Source organism: Burkholderia sp. FL-7-2-10-S1-D7 (genome assembly GCF_001524185.1).
GTDB lineage: Bacteria > Pseudomonadota > Gammaproteobacteria > Burkholderiales > Burkholderiaceae > Burkholderia > Burkholderia diffusa.
Genome location: NZ_LOWY01000072.1, coordinates 1 through 16,889, shown reverse-complemented (window position 1 = coordinate 16,889; position 16,889 = coordinate 1). Strand labels below are relative to the sequence as shown.

At 67.8% G+C, this 16,889-nt stretch carries 12 protein-coding genes; 6 read left to right on the top strand and 6 right to left on the bottom strand.

The window, feature by feature from the left end; translation table 11 throughout:
- Nucleotides 1-28: 28 nt before the first annotated feature.
- Complete coding sequence (gene hpnI / locus WS75_RS21600; protein ID WP_059682991.1) at nucleotides 29-1,204, bottom strand: bacteriohopanetetrol glucosamine biosynthesis glycosyltransferase HpnI; 1,176 nt, start codon at nucleotides 1,202-1,204, stop codon at nucleotides 29-31.
- 641 nt (nucleotides 1,205-1,845) lie between these two features.
- Here hpnI and WS75_RS21595 point away from each other — a divergent pair.
- On the top strand, nucleotides 1,846-2,844 hold the full coding sequence (locus WS75_RS21595; RefSeq protein WP_006757496.1) for an LLM class flavin-dependent oxidoreductase: 999 nt from the start codon (nucleotides 1,846-1,848) through the stop codon (nucleotides 2,842-2,844).
- A 25-nt stretch (nucleotides 2,845-2,869) separates the two neighbouring features.
- Here WS75_RS21595 and WS75_RS21590 read toward each other — a convergent pair whose 3' ends face one another.
- Nucleotides 2,870-3,931, bottom strand: a complete 1,062-nt coding sequence (locus tag WS75_RS21590; protein ID WP_059682989.1) for an alpha/beta fold hydrolase — start codon at nucleotides 3,929-3,931, stop codon at nucleotides 2,870-2,872.
- A 174-nt stretch (nucleotides 3,932-4,105) separates the two neighbouring features.
- Between WS75_RS21590 and pdxY the strand changes: the two genes are divergently transcribed.
- The 3 genes from pdxY to WS75_RS21575 all read left to right on the top strand — a co-directional run bounded on the left by pdxY (nucleotide 4,106) and on the right by WS75_RS21575 (nucleotide 8,953).
- Nucleotides 4,106-4,966, top strand: a complete 861-nt coding sequence (pdxY, locus tag WS75_RS21585; RefSeq protein ID WP_059523664.1) for a pyridoxal kinase PdxY — start codon at nucleotides 4,106-4,108, stop codon at nucleotides 4,964-4,966.
- Nucleotides 4,967-5,288: 322 nt separating this feature from the next.
- On the top strand, nucleotides 5,289-7,433 hold the full coding sequence (locus tag WS75_RS21580; RefSeq protein ID WP_059682986.1) for a phosphocholine-specific phospholipase C: 2,145 nt from the start codon (nucleotides 5,289-5,291) through the stop codon (nucleotides 7,431-7,433).
- A gap of 371 nt (nucleotides 7,434-7,804) precedes the next feature.
- Nucleotides 7,805-8,953, top strand: coding sequence for a branched-chain amino acid ABC transporter substrate-binding protein (locus WS75_RS21575; protein ID WP_059682984.1), 1,149 nt, complete (start codon nucleotides 7,805-7,807; stop codon nucleotides 8,951-8,953).
- Between the two features lie 218 nt (nucleotides 8,954-9,171).
- Here WS75_RS21575 and WS75_RS21570 read toward each other — a convergent pair whose 3' ends face one another.
- Nucleotides 9,172-9,933, bottom strand: coding sequence for a FadR/GntR family transcriptional regulator (locus tag WS75_RS21570; RefSeq protein WP_059682981.1), 762 nt, complete (start codon nucleotides 9,931-9,933; stop codon nucleotides 9,172-9,174).
- Between the two features lie 428 nt (nucleotides 9,934-10,361).
- Between WS75_RS21570 and gudD the strand changes: the two genes are divergently transcribed.
- Nucleotides 10,362-11,714: a glucarate dehydratase gene (gene gudD, locus WS75_RS21565; protein ID WP_059682978.1), complete on the top strand. Its 1,353-nt coding sequence runs from the start codon at nucleotides 10,362-10,364 to the stop codon at nucleotides 11,712-11,714.
- A 42-nt stretch (nucleotides 11,715-11,756) separates the two neighbouring features.
- Here the strand turns inward: gudD and WS75_RS21560 are convergent, their stop codons facing one another.
- The 3 genes from WS75_RS21560 to WS75_RS21550 all read right to left on the bottom strand — a co-directional run bounded on the left by WS75_RS21560 (nucleotide 11,757) and on the right by WS75_RS21550 (nucleotide 14,360).
- A complete protein-coding gene (locus WS75_RS21560; protein ID WP_059682976.1) occupies nucleotides 11,757-12,221 on the bottom strand; it encodes a DUF2214 family protein in 465 nt (154 codons plus the stop codon).
- Between the two features lie 37 nt (nucleotides 12,222-12,258).
- Nucleotides 12,259-13,059, bottom strand: a complete 801-nt coding sequence (locus WS75_RS21555; RefSeq protein ID WP_059682974.1) for a hypothetical protein — start codon at nucleotides 13,057-13,059, stop codon at nucleotides 12,259-12,261.
- Between the two features lie 236 nt (nucleotides 13,060-13,295).
- Complete coding sequence (locus WS75_RS21550; protein WP_044844742.1) at nucleotides 13,296-14,360, bottom strand: glycosyltransferase family 4 protein; 1,065 nt, start codon at nucleotides 14,358-14,360, stop codon at nucleotides 13,296-13,298.
- 561 nt (nucleotides 14,361-14,921) lie between these two features.
- Here WS75_RS21550 and WS75_RS21545 point away from each other — a divergent pair.
- Nucleotides 14,922-16,751 carry an ABC transporter ATP-binding protein gene (locus WS75_RS21545; protein ID WP_059682972.1) on the top strand — a complete coding sequence of 610 codons (1,830 nt, stop codon included), beginning with the start codon at nucleotides 14,922-14,924 and terminating at the stop codon, nucleotides 16,749-16,751.
- Nucleotides 16,752-16,889: the final 138 nt, after the last annotated feature.

The window sequence follows — 16,889 nt, the reverse complement described above, 5'->3', positions numbered from 1 at the left end:
CATGGCCGGCTCCCTCGCGGAACGCACTTCAGCGGCCGTCCCCGCCTTCCACTGCCGCCGTCGCGCGTTCGCCGCCGACGACCGTCATCCTCGCGCCACGCCACACGACGTGCGTGCCGAACGCGGCCGCGAGCCATTCGAGCGCGAGCAGCGTGTCGCGCACCGCGACGAGCGGCAGATCGCGCCAGAAGGCGCACCAACCGTCCTCGCCGCGCGCGTGCAGCACGAGCCGCCCGAACGCACCGACGACGGCCGCGCCACCCGCCAGCGTGCCGGCGACGGTGCCGTCGAGGCGTAGTGCCAGTGCCGCGCCGATCGCGAGCCACGGCGCGGTAAACGTGATGAACAGGAACGCGAAGCCGGCCGGATTCAGCGAACGGATCGTGCGCAGCCAGCGCGTCTCGCGGTGCCAGAGCGGCCCGAACGACGGCTCGATCACGTCGGTCGCGACCTCGACCTCGGACAGCACGGTGCGCCGCCCGAGGCGACGCGGCAGTTCGGCGAGCCAGAAATCGTCGGCCAGTTCGTCCTTCAACGCGATGAAGCCGCCGATCCGGGCGAGCGTGTCGCGCGTCAGCGCGAGCGTCGCGCCGAAGCCGAAGCGGCTCGAGCGGCCGAGGTGCGTGATCCGTACCGACGGCGCGAACCAGGCATCGACGAACTGCGCGCCGATCCGCGTCCAGAACCCGCCGACGCTGCGCGCATGATACAGGCACGTAACGACCCCGACCGACGCGTCAGCGAGCGGCGCCGTCACGCGCTCCAGATAATCCGGCTTCACCGCGATGTCGCTGTCCGCGATCACGATGCGGCCGTACTTCGCCCGCTCGGCCAGGTTGATCAGGTTGCTGACCTTCAGGTTCTTGCCGTGCACGCGCGCGTCAATCACGAGCGTGATGTCGCATTCCGGATAATCGGCGCGCAGCCGCTCCACCACGGCGATGGCCGGATCAGCCGCCGAAGCGACCCCGAACAGCACTTCATAACGCGGGTGGCGCTGCTCGCAGAACGTCGCGAGGTTCTCGTACAGGTGCGGCTCCGCGCCGCACAGCGGTTTGAGCACGCTGACTGGCTCGAAGCCGTCGCGCGCGGCGGTGCGCGGCGTGCGCGGCTGCGGCGCAAACGCGGCGACGAGCGCGTAGCCGGCCGCGGCCAGCGTGAACACGGTCAGGAGCCAGTCCAGCAGCGTGACGGCCGGCGTCATGCGCGACGCCCTCCGGCAACGCGCGCGCCCTGCCGATCGATCGAACCGGGTTGAACGTGATTGGATATTCCGACAGCAACGAACGCGGGCACGACCCGACTCCTTGTTCCAGCAGCGTCTGTGTAATGGGGAGGCACGGCCCATTCCCCGAAGTGGCCATGCCCGGCTTCGCGTGGCACATCCTCGCGCGATGCCCGGACGGAATGCGGGAAGATTCGAATGGCTACCATCGGCACAACATGGGCAAGCGCCGGATTTTATCAGCCCGCGCCGACGTACGCTCGGACGCCTCGCGAAACGGACTGGTGCAATTTCGGCAAAGCTGCGCGGCCGGGGAACCATTCTGGCGCCACCTCGTTCACGTTAGCGTAAGCGCTTTGCAGGCATATTGCAGTCTTGAAAATCAAACGTTTCGTGGAAATTTGTACGTCGATGCGAAGACACGCCCAATCGCGGTAAAGATTGGTAATTATTGGGCGATTGGGTCCATTCTTGCAACAATCCCCAGACCTCACCTTGCACCCCTGAAAGGCGCATGGGTATCCGCGCGTCGCCAGCGCGTTCCGGATCCCTTTGGCAAAATCGTCGGCATCTGTTGCGCATGCGCATCACCGCGCCCCCTCCCTTTCGAAGGCCACCCGATGATTCCGTTTTCCGTACTCGATCTCGCACCCATTCCCGCCGGCGCAGACGCTGCCCAGGCGTTCCGCAACACCGTCGATCTCGCACAGCATGCGGAGCGCCTCGGTTATCGGCGCTACTGGCTCGCCGAACATCACAACATGCCCGGCATCGCGAGCGCGGCGACCGCCGTCGTGATCGGTCATGTGGCGGGCGCGACGAAGACGATCCGCGTCGGTTCGGGCGGGATCATGCTGCCGAACCATGCGCCGCTCGTGATCGCCGAACAGTTCGGCACGCTCGCGTCGCTGTATCCGGGGCGCATCGACCTCGGGCTCGGCCGCGCGCCCGGCACCGACCAGACCACGTCGCGCGCGCTGCGCCGCGACCTGATCGGCAGCGCCGACTCGTTTCCGGACGACGTCGCCGAGCTGCAGCGCTACTTCGCGGAGCCGGTGCCAGGCCAGCGCGTGCGCGCGGTACCCGGCGCAGGGCTGGACGTGCCCGTGTGGCTGCTGGGTTCGAGCCTCTTCAGCGCGCAGCTCGCCGCGATGCTCGGGCTGCCGTTCGCGTTCGCGTCGCACTTCGCGCCGGACTATCTGATGCGTGCGCTCGAGCTCTATCGCGCGCAGTACCGGCCGTCGGCCGCGTGGCCGAAGCCGCATGCGATGGTCGGCATCAACGTGTTCGCGGCCGATACCGACGACGAGGCTCGGCGCCTCTTCACGTCGCTGCAGCAGCAGTTCATCAACCTGCGCCGCGGCACGCCGGGCAAGCTGCCGCCGCCCGTCGACGCGCTCGAGGCGAGCGAGTTCGAACTCGCGAACGTCGCGCACGCGCTGTCGTTCGCGGCCGTCGGCTCGCGCGATACGGTGCGCGACACGCTGCGCGACCGGATCGCGCAGACGGGCGCGGACGAGGTCATCATCACCGCGCAGATCTACGATCACGCCGCGCGGGTGCGCTCGTTCGAACTGGCGGCACAGATCCGCGACGAACTCGCGAACGAAACCCGCTGACCGGGCGGGTGCGCCCGCGCATGCGTCACTGCGGGTGCACCGCCTCCATCCCTTCGAGCAGCGCCTTGTGGAACGCGTCCGGATCCTGGATCTGCGGCGCGTGCCCGAGCGCCGGGAATTCGACGAGCTGCGCGCCGGGAATCGCCGCCTGCGTGCGTTTCGCGAGTTCCGGGTAGCGACCGAGCTTCGCGTGCACGTCGGGCGGCGCCACGTCCTTGCCGATCGCGGTCGTGTCCTTGTCGCCGATCAGCAGCAGCGTCGGCACGCGGATCGCGCCGAGTTCGTAGACCACCGGCTGCGTGAGGATCATGTCGTAGATCAACGCGGAGTTCCACGCGACCGCGTCGCGGCCCGGGCCGCGATACATGCCGGCGAGCATCTGCACCCAGCGCTCGTAGGACGGTGCCCACTTGCCCGCGTAGTAGGTCGCCTGCTCGTAGCGGCGGATGCCGTCCGCCGTCGTCTTCTGCTCGCGTGCATACCAGTAGTCGACCGACAGCGGCGGCACGCCGAGCGCCTTCCAGTCCTCGAGGCCGATCGGGTTCACCAGCACGAGCTGCTCGGTCGCCTTCGGGTACGTCAGCGCGTAGCGCATCGCGAGCATCCCGCCTGTCGAATGTCCGACGATCGTCGCCGACTTCACGCCGATCGACTCGAGCAGCGCATGCGTGTTGCGCGCGAGCTGCTGGAAGCTGAACTGGTAGCGCTCGGGCTTCGACGATTTGCAGAAGCCGATCTGGTCCGGCGCGATCACGCGATAGCCGGCGCGGCTCAGCACGCCGATCGTGTCCTCCCACGTCGCCGCGCAGAAGTTCTTCCCGTGCAGCAGCACGACGGTGCGGCCGTTCGGGTGCGCCGGCCGCACGTCCATGTACATCATCTCGAGGGTTTCGCGCTGGGACACGAACGCGTAGCGGTGCACCGGCTCCGGATAGGCGAAGCCTTCCAGGCGGGGGCCGTACACGGGCCCGTCGTTACCGGCCGGCGCCGGGACGGCGGCCACGGCTGGCGTCGCGCATGCGGCAGCGACACCCGCGCCGAGCACGGCGGCGCGCGCGAGGGACAACATCTTGCAAATCGAGGGCATGGCGATCACGGTAATGGGAAATGCACGCGGGCAACCAGGCGGCCCCGCGCACCGCGATTCTACGCGGTCGGGCTGACGACGGCGCGCAACACTCGATGGCTGCGCGACTTCCGCGCACGCGACGATCTCGGGTATCGTGTGACGTGACCCTGAAACGCCTGCAGGCGAACGCTCATGAAAAACGTCCTCAGCATTCAGTCGCACGTCATCTACGGACACGCCGGCAACAGCGCGGCCGTGTTCCCGATGCAGCGCCTCGGCGTCAACGTCTGGCCGCTCAACACCGTCCAGCTGTCGAATCACATGCAGTACGGCCACTGGGCCGGCAGCGCGATCGATGCCGCGAAGATGGAGCAGCTCGTCGACGGCGTCGCCGCGATCGGCGCGCTCAAGCGCTGCGACGCAGTGCTGTCCGGCTTCGTCGGCTCGCCGGCGCAGGCGCGCGCGACGGTCGAGATCGTGCGCACGGTGAAGGCGATGAACCCGAACGCGTGGTACTTCTGCGATCCGGCGCTCGGCCAGACGGGCGGCATCCGGCCCGAACCCGGCGTCGAGGAATTCATCGTCCAGGAGATGCCAGCGCTCGCGGACGGCATGTCGCCGAACCACACCGAGCTGCAGAAGCTCGCCGGGCGGCGCATCGAGACCGTCGCCGAAGCCGTCGATGCCTGCCGCGCGCTGATCCGCCGCGGCCCGAAGATCATCCTCGTCAAGCACCTGCACGACCGCAACAGCCCGGCCGACCGCTTCAACATGCTCGCCGTCACCGAGACCGAGGCGTGGATCGGCCAGCGCCCGCTGTATGCGTTCCCCCGCCATCCGGTCGGCGTCGGCGACCTCACCAGCGCCATCTTCGTCGCACGCCGGCTGCGCGGCGACTCGGTGCGCGCCGCGTTCGAGCACACGCTCGCGGCCGTGCACGCGGTCGTGAAGGCGACCTACGACGCGCGCCGCTACGAGCTCGAACTCGTCGCCGCGCAGGATGAAATCGCCCGCCCGAGCGAATGGTTCGGCGCGTGGGTGACGGACGCCTGACGCCGCCGCATCCGCGTTGCCGGCGCGCGCCGCGCGCCATCTGCTGTCCTGCTGTCCTGCTGTCCTGCTGTCCGCCTTCCCGCCTTCCCGCCTTCCCGCCTTCCCGCTGTCCGCGTCCCCGTGTTCCTTGCACCACGACCGCCGGCCGTTGTCCGTTCAACGCCGCGCCTGCAAACGTTTCCGGACTTCACATGAATGACACCGAACACTCGCTATGCTCGCGGCGGCACGACCGGCACAGCCGCATCCTGCGCCGCACACGCGCCCGTTATTTCCCGCATGTCCCGCCAACCGGCTCCCCCTTTAACGCACGATAACGACCATGACCCGATCGAACCGTCGTGACTTCCTGCGCGTCGCCGCCGGCACCGCCGGCGCCGCCGCGCTGAACCTGTTCCCGCCCGTGATCCGCGATGCGCTCGCCATTCCCGCGAACCGCCGTACCGGCACGATCCGCGACATCGAACACATCGTGATTCTGATGCAGGAGAATCGCTCGTTCGACCATTACTTCGGCACGATGCGCGGTGTCCGCGGCTTCGGCGACCCGCGCCCGCTGCGCCTCGCGAACGGCAAGTCGGTGTTCCACCAGCCGGTCGGCCCGGCCGAGCTGCTGCCGTTCCACCCGGGCGCCGACAAGCTCGGTTTGCAGTTCCTGCAGGACCTGCCGCACGGCTGGCAGGACATGCACGCCGCGTGGAACAAGGGCCGCTACGACCAATGGGTGCCGAACAAGGGCACCACGACGATGGCGTACCTGAAGCGCGACGACATTCCGTTCCACTACCAGCTCGCCGACGCGTTCACGATCTGCGACGCGTACCACTGCGCGATCCCGAGCTCGACCGACCCGAACCGCTACTACATGTGGACCGGCTACGTCGGCAATGACGGCACGGGCGGTGGCCCGGTGCTCGGCAACGAGGAAAAGGGCTACGGCTGGACCACCTATCCGGAAGTGCTCGAGCAGGCCGGCGTGTCGTGGAAGATCTACCAGGACATCGGCACGGGGCTCGACGCGAATGGATCGTGGGGCTGGACGCAGAACCCGTACATCGGCAACTACGGCGACAACGCGCTGCTCTACTTCAACCAGTACCGCAGCGCGCTGCCCGGCACGCCGCTGTACGACAAGGCGCGCACCGGCACCAACATCAGCGCCGGCGGCACGCTGTTCGACGTGCTGCAGCAGGACGTGACGAACGGCACGCTGCCGCAGGTGTCGTGGATCTGCGCGCCGGAAGCGTACTCGGAGCACCCGAACTGGCCGGCGAACTACGGCGCGTGGTACATCGAGCAGGTGCTGAAGGCGCTCGTGTCGAATCCTGACGTGTGGAGCAAGACCGCGCTCTTCATCACCTACGACGAGAACGACGGCTTCTTCGACCACGTGCAGCCGCCGTTCGCGCCGCAGTCGCGCGACAACGGGCTGTCAACGGTCGCGACGACCAACGAGGTGTTCGCCGGCGATGCGTCGCACATGGCCGGCCCGTACGGGCTCGGGCCGCGCGTGCCGATGCTGGTGGTATCGCCGTGGACCAAGGGCGGCTGGGTCTGTTCGCAGACCTTCGATCACACGTCGCTGCTGCAATTCATCGAAGCGCGCTTCGGTGCGCAGTACGCGGTCACGGCGGCGAACGTGTCGCCGTGGCGCCGCACGGTGTGCGGCAACCTGACGTCCGCGTTCGACTTCTCAACGCCCGACGCAAGCTGGCCGCAGCTCCCGGACACGAGCGGCTACGCGCCGCCCGACCGCAACCGTCACCCCGACTACATCCCGGTGCCGCCGGTCGTCCAGCATCTGCCGAAGCAGGAGGCCGGCCTGCGTCCGGCGCGCGCGCTGCCGTACGAACTGTTCGTGCACGGCCGGATCGACGACGCGAGCGGCCAGTTCCGGCTGACCTTCGCGAACACCGGCGCGGCGGGCGCGGCGCTCCAGGTTCAGGCGCGCAATCGCGTCGACGGCCCGTGGACGTACACGGTCGACGCCGGCAAGCGGCTTTCCGACACGTGGAGCCCGGCGCCGTCGCTCGGCCTGTACGACCTCGACGTGTACGGCCCGAACGGCTTCTATTGCCACTTCCGCAGCCCCGCCGCGTCGGCGGTCGGCCCCGCGAGCGTCAACCCCGAGGTGATCTACGGCTACGACGTCGCGAACGGCAACATCACGCTGCGCCTGATGAACCGCGGCCACAAGGCCGTGCGGCTCAAGGTGACGAACGCATACGGCCACGGCCATGCGCGCGAGTTCGACCTCAAGCCGGGTACGCACGTCGACGACTACTGGGACCTGCGCGGCAGCAACGGCTGGTACGACCTGACCGTCAGCGACGGCAAGCCGCTCGGGTTCAAGCGCCGCTTCGCGGGCCACGTCGAGACCGGCCGCCCGAGCACCAGCGACCCGCTGATCCGCACGACCGCGTCGCACGACGACGTCGAAGCCGTATCGGACGCCCTGTCCGACTGACGGTTCTCATGACACGGCGTGGCCCCGGCGGGCCGCGCCTTGTCTGCCCCGCACCGCCGCCCGCCTTCCGACCCGTTGCGCTCGCGACGGGAAACTCCCGATACCGGCCGCCCACGCTCGCGTAGAAGCTATGCGCAAATCCGCACCGAATGCGCGGCAAATTGCCAAGACCGGCGCATATCGGCGACCTATATATCGAGGCGATCGGGGCTCCTCGCAGAGCCTGACGGGAGATTTTTCCGGGAAGCATCAGCATGCCGACCTCCCCGCCCGATTCCGAGAAGCGGTCGAACCGCCCGCCCGTCGCACGCGCCCGGCCCGCCGGCTGCGTGCGGTACCCACCCGCTGGTGTAAGAACAAGAGGAACGAACATGAAATTCCGTCATTCCCTGTTGTCGGTATCGGTCGTATCCGCGGTAGCTCTCCTCTCGCAACAGGCCGCCCAGGCGGCCGACTCGACCGACGTGAAGGTCGGCTTCGCCGCGCCGCTCACCGGCGTGAACGCCGGTTACGGCAAGGATCTCCAGAACGGCGTGCAGCTCGCGCTCGACGATGCGGCCGCGCAGAAGATCCAGATCGCCGGCAAGCCCGCGCACTTCAACCTCGTCGTGCAGGACGACCAGGCCGACCCACGCATCGGCGTGCAGGCCGCCCAGGCACTCGTCGACCAGAACGTGTCGGTGGTGGTCGGCCACTTCAACTCGGGCACGACGATTCCGGCGTCGGTGGTCTACGACAAGGCCGGCATCCCGGTGATCGACCCGGCCGCGACCAACCCGACGCTCACGTCGCGCGGGCTTGCGAACATGTTCATGGTGATCGCGACCGACGGCCAGAACGCCGGCAACGCGGGCAAGTACGCCGTGGAAGTGACCAAGGCGAAGCGGATCGCGATCATCGACGACCGCACCGCGTTCGGCCAGGGCGAGGCCGACGAGTTCGAGAAGGCCGTGAAGGCGGCCGGCGGCAACATCATCGGCCGCGAATTCACCAGCAACCAGGCGGTCGACTTCCGCGCGCAGATCACGAGCCTGAAGGCCAAGAATCCCGACCTGATCTTCTTCGGTGGTCTCGACTCGCTCGCCGCCAACTTCATCAAGCAGATGCGCCAGCTCGGGCTGAACGCGCAGTTCGTCGGCGGCGGCGGCGTGAAGGACAACGAGTTCATCAAGATCGCCGGCCCGGCCGCGGAAGGCGCGATGGCGTGGGAATACGGACGGCCGCTCGATGAGCTGCCGCAGGGCAAGGATTTCGAGCAGCGGTTCAAGAAGCGCTTCGGTGTCGACGTGCTGTCGTATGCGCAGTTCGGCTACGACGCGGCGTGGGCGGCGATCAAGGCGATGCAGGCGGTCAACTCGACCGATCCGAAGGTCTATCGCCCGGCGTTGAAGAAAGTCGACTTCGAAGGTGTCACCGGCCGCATCTCGTTCGCGAACGACGGCTCGCTGAAGAGCGGCATGTCGACGCTGTATCAGGTGAAGAGCGGTGCGTGGAAGACCATCGTGACGAAGGGAGGCTGATCGAGCGGGATTGGCGGCCTGGATAGCCCCAGGCCGCCGGGGCACGGGCGACGGCGGGAACGCCGCCCCGCCTTCTCTCGCACGATGCGAGTGCCGGCGGATGCGTCGCCAGCAATAAAACGATCGGCGCAATCGCGCCGATCTCATACGATGTCTGATGTTGAGGCGATATTCGACGTGACCCGCGGCATTGTGCGGGCCGTCTCGGCAGCGACTCGTCAGCTGGCCTGCGTGTCGCGTTCCGCCTCGGCCGCCTCGTGCGCACGGCGCAGCCGCTCGCGGCTATTGGTCAGGTGCGTGCGCATTGCGGCACGCGCGGCCTCCGGGTCGTGACGCGCGATCGCCTCGTAAATGTCTTCATGCTCGTGATTGAGCCGGCCGACATAGCGCTCGAGGTCGTCACCGGCGAAGCGCGCCGAATTCACGCGCGTGCGCGGAATGATCGACGCGCCGAGCTGCGTCATGATGTCGACGAAGTAGCGGTTGCCGGTGGACTGCGCGATCTGCAGGTGGAACTGGAAATCGAGCTGCGCCGTGTCGCGACCGCCGCCCGCCCCCGACGCGATTGCGTCGAGCGCCCGCCGCAGCGCGGCGAGGTCGGTATCGCTCGCGCGCTGCGCGGCGAGGCTCGCGCATTCGCTTTCGAGGCTGATGCGCAGCTCGAGCACGGCTAGTACGTCGCGCAGCGTCGTGATGGTCGCGGGATCGATGCCGAGTGCCTGGCGGCGCGTCGGTTCGAGCACAAAGCTGCCGATGCCGTGGCGTGTCTCGACGAGGCCGCTCGCCTGCATCCGCGAAATCGCTTCGCGCACGACCGTGCGGCTGACGCCCTGCGCCGCCATGACTTCGGTTTCGGTCGGCAGCTTGTCGCCGGGACGCAGCGTGCCGTTTTCGATCTGCGCGGTCAGCGCGTCGACGACATCTTGTGCGAGGCTGCGTGCGCGACGGCGCGGCGCTGCGGGAAGCGTAGGCACGGACATGAGGCCGGTTCCTTTTTGAATGATCGTAATGTGAGCCGAGGGTTTACGCGGGGTTTGAGCGAACGCCGATGATTCATTATACTGCGTCACAAGTCATCCGACGACTGATGATCGCAATACGGATCTCCTGTTGACCGAGGCTGGTGTACACGCACCTGCCGGGTCCCGTGGTTCGCGATCGACCGGCATGCGCGCTTGTACGCGGCTGCCGGTGCCCGGTTTCACGGTCGACACCGAAGCGCGCATCCGCGCTTGACTCCGGTCCGCCGCGACACCGGCATCGAGCGGGTCGCCCTCACCCTTTCGGGTTGCTGTCGACCTGCGGGGCTTGCGCGCCGCGCACGTCGGTTGTCGAATGATCGCACCTCCCGCCGCGCGCGGCAAAGCTTTTGCCGCACGGCATTGCCCACTCTTTCGCCATCGCCGCCATGAACGCCGTCACTGCCTCGCCTTCCCACGACACGCCGCGCATCGTCGACCTGCAAGCCATCCCGGTCGCCGGCCACGACAGCATGCTGCTCAACCTGAGCGGTGCGCACGGCCCGTTCTTCACCCGCAACCTCGTGATCCTGAAGGACAGCGCGGGCCGCACCGGCGTCGGCGAGGTGCCGGGCGGCGAAAGCATCCGCCGCACGCTCGAGGATGCGCGCGCGCTCGTCGTCGGTCAGCCGGTCGGCAATTACCATGCGGTGCTCAACGACGTGCGGCGCACCTTTGCCGACCGCGACGCGAGCGGCCGCGGCCTGCAGACCTTCGACCTGCGCACCACGATCCACGCCGTCACCGCGCTCGAAGCCGCACTGCTCGACCTGCTCGGCCAGCATCTCGGCGTGCCCGTGGCCGCCCTGCTCGGCGAGGGACAGCAGCGCGAGCGCGTCGAGATGCTCGGCTACCTGTTCTACGTCGGCGACCGGACGCAAACCGCGCTGCCCTATCGCGACGGCAGCGGCGCGACCGACGACTGGACGCGCGTGCGCGACGAGGCCGCGCTGACGCCCGAGGCGGTCGTGCGCCTCGCCGAAGCCGCGCATGCGCGCTACGGGTTCAACGACTTCAAGCTGAAGGGCGGCGTGTTCGAAGGCGCACGCGAGGTCGAAGCGGTGACGGCGCTCGCCGAGCGCTTCCCCGAAGCGCGCGTGACGCTCGATCCGAACGGCGCGTGGTCGCTCGACGAGGCCGTGCGGCTGTGCCGCGACCTGCATCACGTGCTCGCCTATGCGGAAGATCCGTGCGGCGCGGAAAACGGCTACTCGGGCCGCGAGGTGATGGCCGAATTCCGCCGCTCGACCGGGCTGCCGACGGCGACCAACATGATCGCGACCGACTGGCGGCAGATGGGCCATGCGGTGCAGTTGCAGGCGGTCGACATCCCGCTCGCCGACCCGCACTTCTGGACGATGCAGGGCTCGGTGCGCGTCGCGCAGATGTGCCGCGACTGGGGCCTCACGTGGGGCTCGCATTCGAACAACCACTTCGACGTGTCGCTCGCGATGTTCACGCATGTCGCGGCCGCCGCGCCCGGTCAAGTCACCGCGATCGACACGCACTGGATCTGGCAAGACGGCGAACGGCTGACGCGCGAGCCGCTGAAGATCGAGAACGGGCTCGTGGAAGTGCCGAAGCGTCCGGGTCTCGGCATCGACATCGACATGGATGCGGTCGCGGTCGCGCACGAGTTGTACAAGCAGCACGGGCTCGGCGCGCGCGACGATGCAGCCGCGATGCAGTATCTGATTCCGGGCTGGACGTTCAACAACAAGCGCCCCTGCCTCGTGCGCTGAGCGCAGGACGAGCCGGGCGGCTGGTCCGCCCGGTCGGAAGGCCTAACCGGCCGCCCAGATCCCCCGCGCCATTCCCGACGCGGCGAACACGATGACCATCACGAGCACGGCCTGCCAGTGGCCGATGCGCACGTAGGTCCGCGCGCGGCCCAGATCGGGCATCTGCTGTTGCCGCGCGGCGATGCGCCAGCGGATCAGCCCGAGCATCGGCACGATCTCGAGCAGCAGGATCAGCACGAGCGCGGTCATCTTGAGGTGAAAGAGCGGCGCGTGAAGGTAATACGCGGCGCCCTTCTCGAAGCCGCCGAATGCGCGCGTGAGTCCCGTCGCGATCAGCACCAGCGCGGACAATCCCCAGGCCGCGTCGGCCTTGAACACGCCGGGCAGGTCGGCGGCCTGTGCCGACGCGATGACCCGGCGCAGCGCGCGGTTGCGCCCCGCGATCGCGGCGAACGCGACGCCGAACGCCATCAGGTGAACGGCTGCCAGCAACCAGCGAACGACCATTGCGCCTCCTTGCCGCCCGCGCGCCGCGCAGGCCTTGTCAGACGATCTGCTTGAGCGCGGCGTCGAGCGCGAGCACCGCGACGCGGTCGCCCTCGGTCGCGAGCGGCGCGCGCATCACGATCTGCCGGTTATGGCCGACGGCCGCCGGAGAATCCCACAGCAGTTCCACCTTCGGCCGCCGGAACAGGCTGCCGCGACGCGGCGGCAGGGCGGCCGCCTGCGCGCCCTGCTCGGCCGCGGCGGACGCGCCCCGGCCGGGCCAGCGCACCGACAGTTCGCGCGCGTCGTACTGGCCGACCTTACGGCTCTCCATCCAGACGATCGCGGTACGCGTGAGCGTATCGAGCGAGATCGCGTAGCGGCCGACCGCGAAGCGTCGCGCGGCCACGTTGGTGCGCCACAGTGGCCGCGGGCGACACATCCACACGATCGCCGCATACAGCGCCGGCGCGGCGACGAGCCAGCCGTTGGTCGCCGTCACCGCGTGCAGCGCACGGCGCCAGCCGGCCGCCCACGCGAACGCACCGATCGACCACACGGCAAACAGGAAACCGATCAGCGCGAAGGCCCGCAGCGCCTGGCGCAGCCACTGCGGCAGCGGATGGAACGGCCGCTCGGCGCGCGCGACGGCGCCCGGCAGCGCGAGCAGCAGGAAAATCAGCACGAGATAGACGAACGCCCACGGCGACGACACCATCGCCGACAGCGACGCGCGATAGCCCATCTGGGACATCGAGAACAGCCAGCGCGCGAGCAGCACGAGACCGATCGCGCGCAACGCGAAGATCACGCCGGCGCCGGGGGCCGGCGCTGCGCGCGTGGTTTTCGATCTCGCCAAGACTGCTCTCCTCTCGATGTTCGTGCGGGGCCGGATTTCGCGGCACGGCCATTATAGGGACATTACCGTCTGGACAGACGACCGGATGGCGTGCCGGGCCGCTTCCGGGACCGTTCGCGGCGCCGGGCGCGGCGAGAATACAACAGATCCGCGCCGCAGATGTGACAACGCCCCGCCGGAGACCCGGACGGGGCGTCAATGACGGCCTCAGCCGCAGTGCGGCCGGCGCGCCGGCATCAGCCTGCGTTGACTTCGCGCAGCACCGTGCGGCGCTTCTGGCGCAGCAGTTCCTCGTAGCCCTTCACGTAGTTCTGCGCCATCACCTTCGACGAGAAACGTGCTTCGAACGCGGCGCGCACTTTTTCGCGCGGCAACGTATCGAGACGCTTGAGCGCCGCGACGGCCGACAGTTCGTCTTCGACGACGAAGCCCGACACGCCGTTTTCGATCACTTCCGGCACCGAACCGCGCTTGAATGCGATCACCGGCGTGCCGCAGGCCATCGCCTCGATCATCACCAGGCCGAACGGCTCCGGCCAGTCGATCGGGAACAGCAGCGCGTGCGCGTTGCCAAGGAATTCGGTCTTTTCCGACTCGCTGATTTCGCCGATGTACTCGACGTGCGGCAGCGCGAACAGCGGCTTGATCTTCTCTTCGTAGTACGCGCGGTCGGCCTTGTCGAGCTTCGCGGCGATCTTGATCGGCAGGCCGGCCTGCTCGGCGATGCGAATCGCGGTGTCGACGCGCTTCTCCGGCGAGATGCGGCCGAGGAACGCGAGGTAGCTCGGCTTCACGTTCGGGATCGGCGTCAGCAGGTTTTCCGGCAGGCCGTGGTACACGGTCGACAGCCAGTTCGCCTGCGGCAGCGGGATGCGCTGGTTATCGGAGATCGACACGACCGGCACGTCGCTGAACGCGTTGAAGATCGGCTGCAGTTCCGGCAGGTCGAGACGGCCGTGCATCGTCGTCAGATGCGGGACCGGCTGGCGCGAGAACAGCGAGAACGGGTAGTAGTCGATGTGGCAGTGCAGGACGTCGAACTCTTCCGCACGGCGGCGCACCTGCTCGAGGAGCAGCATGTGCGGGGCCATCACGTCGCGGATCGTGGGGTCGAGGCGCAGCGCCTGCGGCCAGCACGCTTCGAGCTTCGCCGACGTTTGCGAATCGCCGCTCGCGAAGAGCGTGACGTCATGCCCCATCTCGACAAGCGCTTCGGTGAGATAGGACACCACTCGCTCGGTACCACCGTACAGTTTCGGGGGCACCGCTTCGTGCAACGGAGCGATTTGGGCGATTCGCATGCGTAACTCCTAAAAAATCGGCTAAAAACCAGGTATGGGTCGGCAACCTGCCGGCGGTCCGGGCTGGATGCATTTCGTCCGAAAATCCGACGAATCAGCCTGCCGGGGGCGTCAAACCCGCGCTGCTCAAGGAGCGTCGGCGACGCGACAGGCATAGAACGTTTGAAACGAAGACCCGTTGACAGGGGTTCGTAAAAACCTGGCATCGAACCCGGAGCCGATTATCTAGGGTTAATCCCGATACGGCGCACAACATTTCAAACACTTTACTTTGTTACAAAGGTGCAACACTTTGCAACCCGCGGACTTGGGCGTCCGTTCTAGAGTGGAAGGCCCTTTTGGCGTTCCGAGTCATCCCCTCCCTGCCGGCATCGCGATTCCGGCGCATGCGGCAGGACGGATGCCGGATTTTATCTCAAAATTGGTCGCGCGCCCCTGACCAAGGCAAGATTCGCGCAGCGCAATGCACGGCCTTGTTTACAATGCCGGATTATTCAGTCCGGGCGACCGTGGGCTGCGATCCACCGATCCGCTCAATCACCGAATCACCGCACGCATATTTTGGAATCTCTCACCCCTGCCCAGCGCAACGCCCACAACGCGAAGCTGTCGAGCTACGCGCATCGGCCGATCGCGTTTCTGTTCCGCTACATCCGCCTGCATCCCGTCGCGCACCTGATCGTGCTCTGCAGCGTGCTGGCCGCCGTCGGCTGCGCGCTCGGCTCGCAATACGCGATCAAACACCTGATCGACGTGCTCGCGACCGGGCGCCATCATCCTGGCCCGCTGTGGAGTGCGTTCGCGCTGCTCGTCGGGCTGATCGCGGCCGACAACCTGCTGTGGCGCGTCGGCGGCTGGGTCGCCGCGCACACGTTCGTCGCGGTCACCGGCGACCTGCGGCGCGACCTGTTCCAGTACCTGATCGGCCATTCGCCGACGTACTACTCGGAAAAGCAGCCGGGCACGCTCGCGAGCCGCATCACCGCCACGTCGAACGCCGTCTATACGTCCGAGAACACGATGGCGTGGAACGTGCTGCCGCCGTGCATCGCGGTGATGGGCGCGATCCTGATGATCATCGTCGTGAACCCGCTGATGGCCGCCGGCCTGCTCGGCTGTTCGGCCGTGCTCTCGGTCGTGTTGTTCAAGCTTGCCGGGCGCGGCTCCGCGCGCCATCACGCGTTCGCATCGAAGGCCGCGGCGGTCGACGGCGAGCTCGTCGACGTGATCAGCAACATGGGCCTCGTGCGCGCGTTCGGAATGACGCTGCGCGAACAGAAGCGCTTCGGCGCGACGGTGAAAGCCGAGATGGACGCGCGCCAGCAAAGCCTGCTCTATCTCGAGAAGCTGCGCCTGCTGCACGCGGTGATCACCGCGATGCTGTCCGCCGGCCTGCTCGGCTGGGCGCTGTGGCTGTGGGACCAGGGCCGCGCGACCTCCGGCGACATCGTGCTCGTCAGCTCGCTCGGCTTCACGATCCTGCACGGCACGCGCGATCTGGCGGTCGCGCTCGTCGACGTCACGCAGCATGTGGCACGCCTGTCCGAAGCCGTGAAGACGCTGCTCGAGCCGCACGGGATGCCGGACCGCTCCGACGCGCAACCGCTGTCGGCCAAGGGCGGGCGCGTCGATTTCGAACGCGTGACGTTCGCGTATCCGCATCGCCGCGCGATCCTCGACCACTTCGACCTCCATATCGAACCGGGCCAGCGCGTCGGCCTCATCGGCAAGTCGGGCGCCGGCAAGTCGACCGTGCTCGCGCTGCTGCAGCGCTTCTACGACACGCAGGACGGCGCCGTGAAGGTCGACGGGCAGGACGTGAAGGCGATCACGCAGGACAGCCTGCGACACGCGATCGCGCTCGTGCCGCAAGACATCTCGCTGCTGCACCGGACCATCTACGACAACATCGCATACGGCCGCCCCGACGCGACCCGCGAGGAAGTGCTCGCCGCCGCGCGCGACGCCCGCTGCTCGGAGTTCATCGAGGCGATGCCGGAAGGCTACGACACGATCGTCGGCGACCGCGGCGTGAAGCTGTCGGGCGGCCAGCGCCAGCGCATCGCGATCGCGCGTGCGATCCTGAAGGATGCGCCGATCCTGCTGCTCGACGAAGCGACGTCCGCACTCGACAGCGCATCCGAGGAAGCGATCCAGAGCGCGCTCGACCGCCTGATGGTGGGCCGCACGGTGATCGCGATCGCGCACCGACTGTCGACGCTGCGCAACTTCGACCGGATCATCGTGATGAGCAACGGCAAGGTGATCGACGACGGCAGCCCCGACGTGCTGCGCAACCGTCCGGGCCTGTACCGCGACCTGCTCGCGAAGCAGCACGGCCGCCATCACGCGCCCGACGGCAACGCACCGACCGGCGAACGCGTGGCCTGACGCCGCGCCACGCAGCCGACAAAAAAAGCCGCCGTGCGCGAAGCACGGCGGCTTTTTTCATGTGACCCGTCCTGAAATAGGTTGACACTTTTTCGCCGAAACGAAGAGGTGCCAAATGGAGCAAGGGATCAAGCGGAC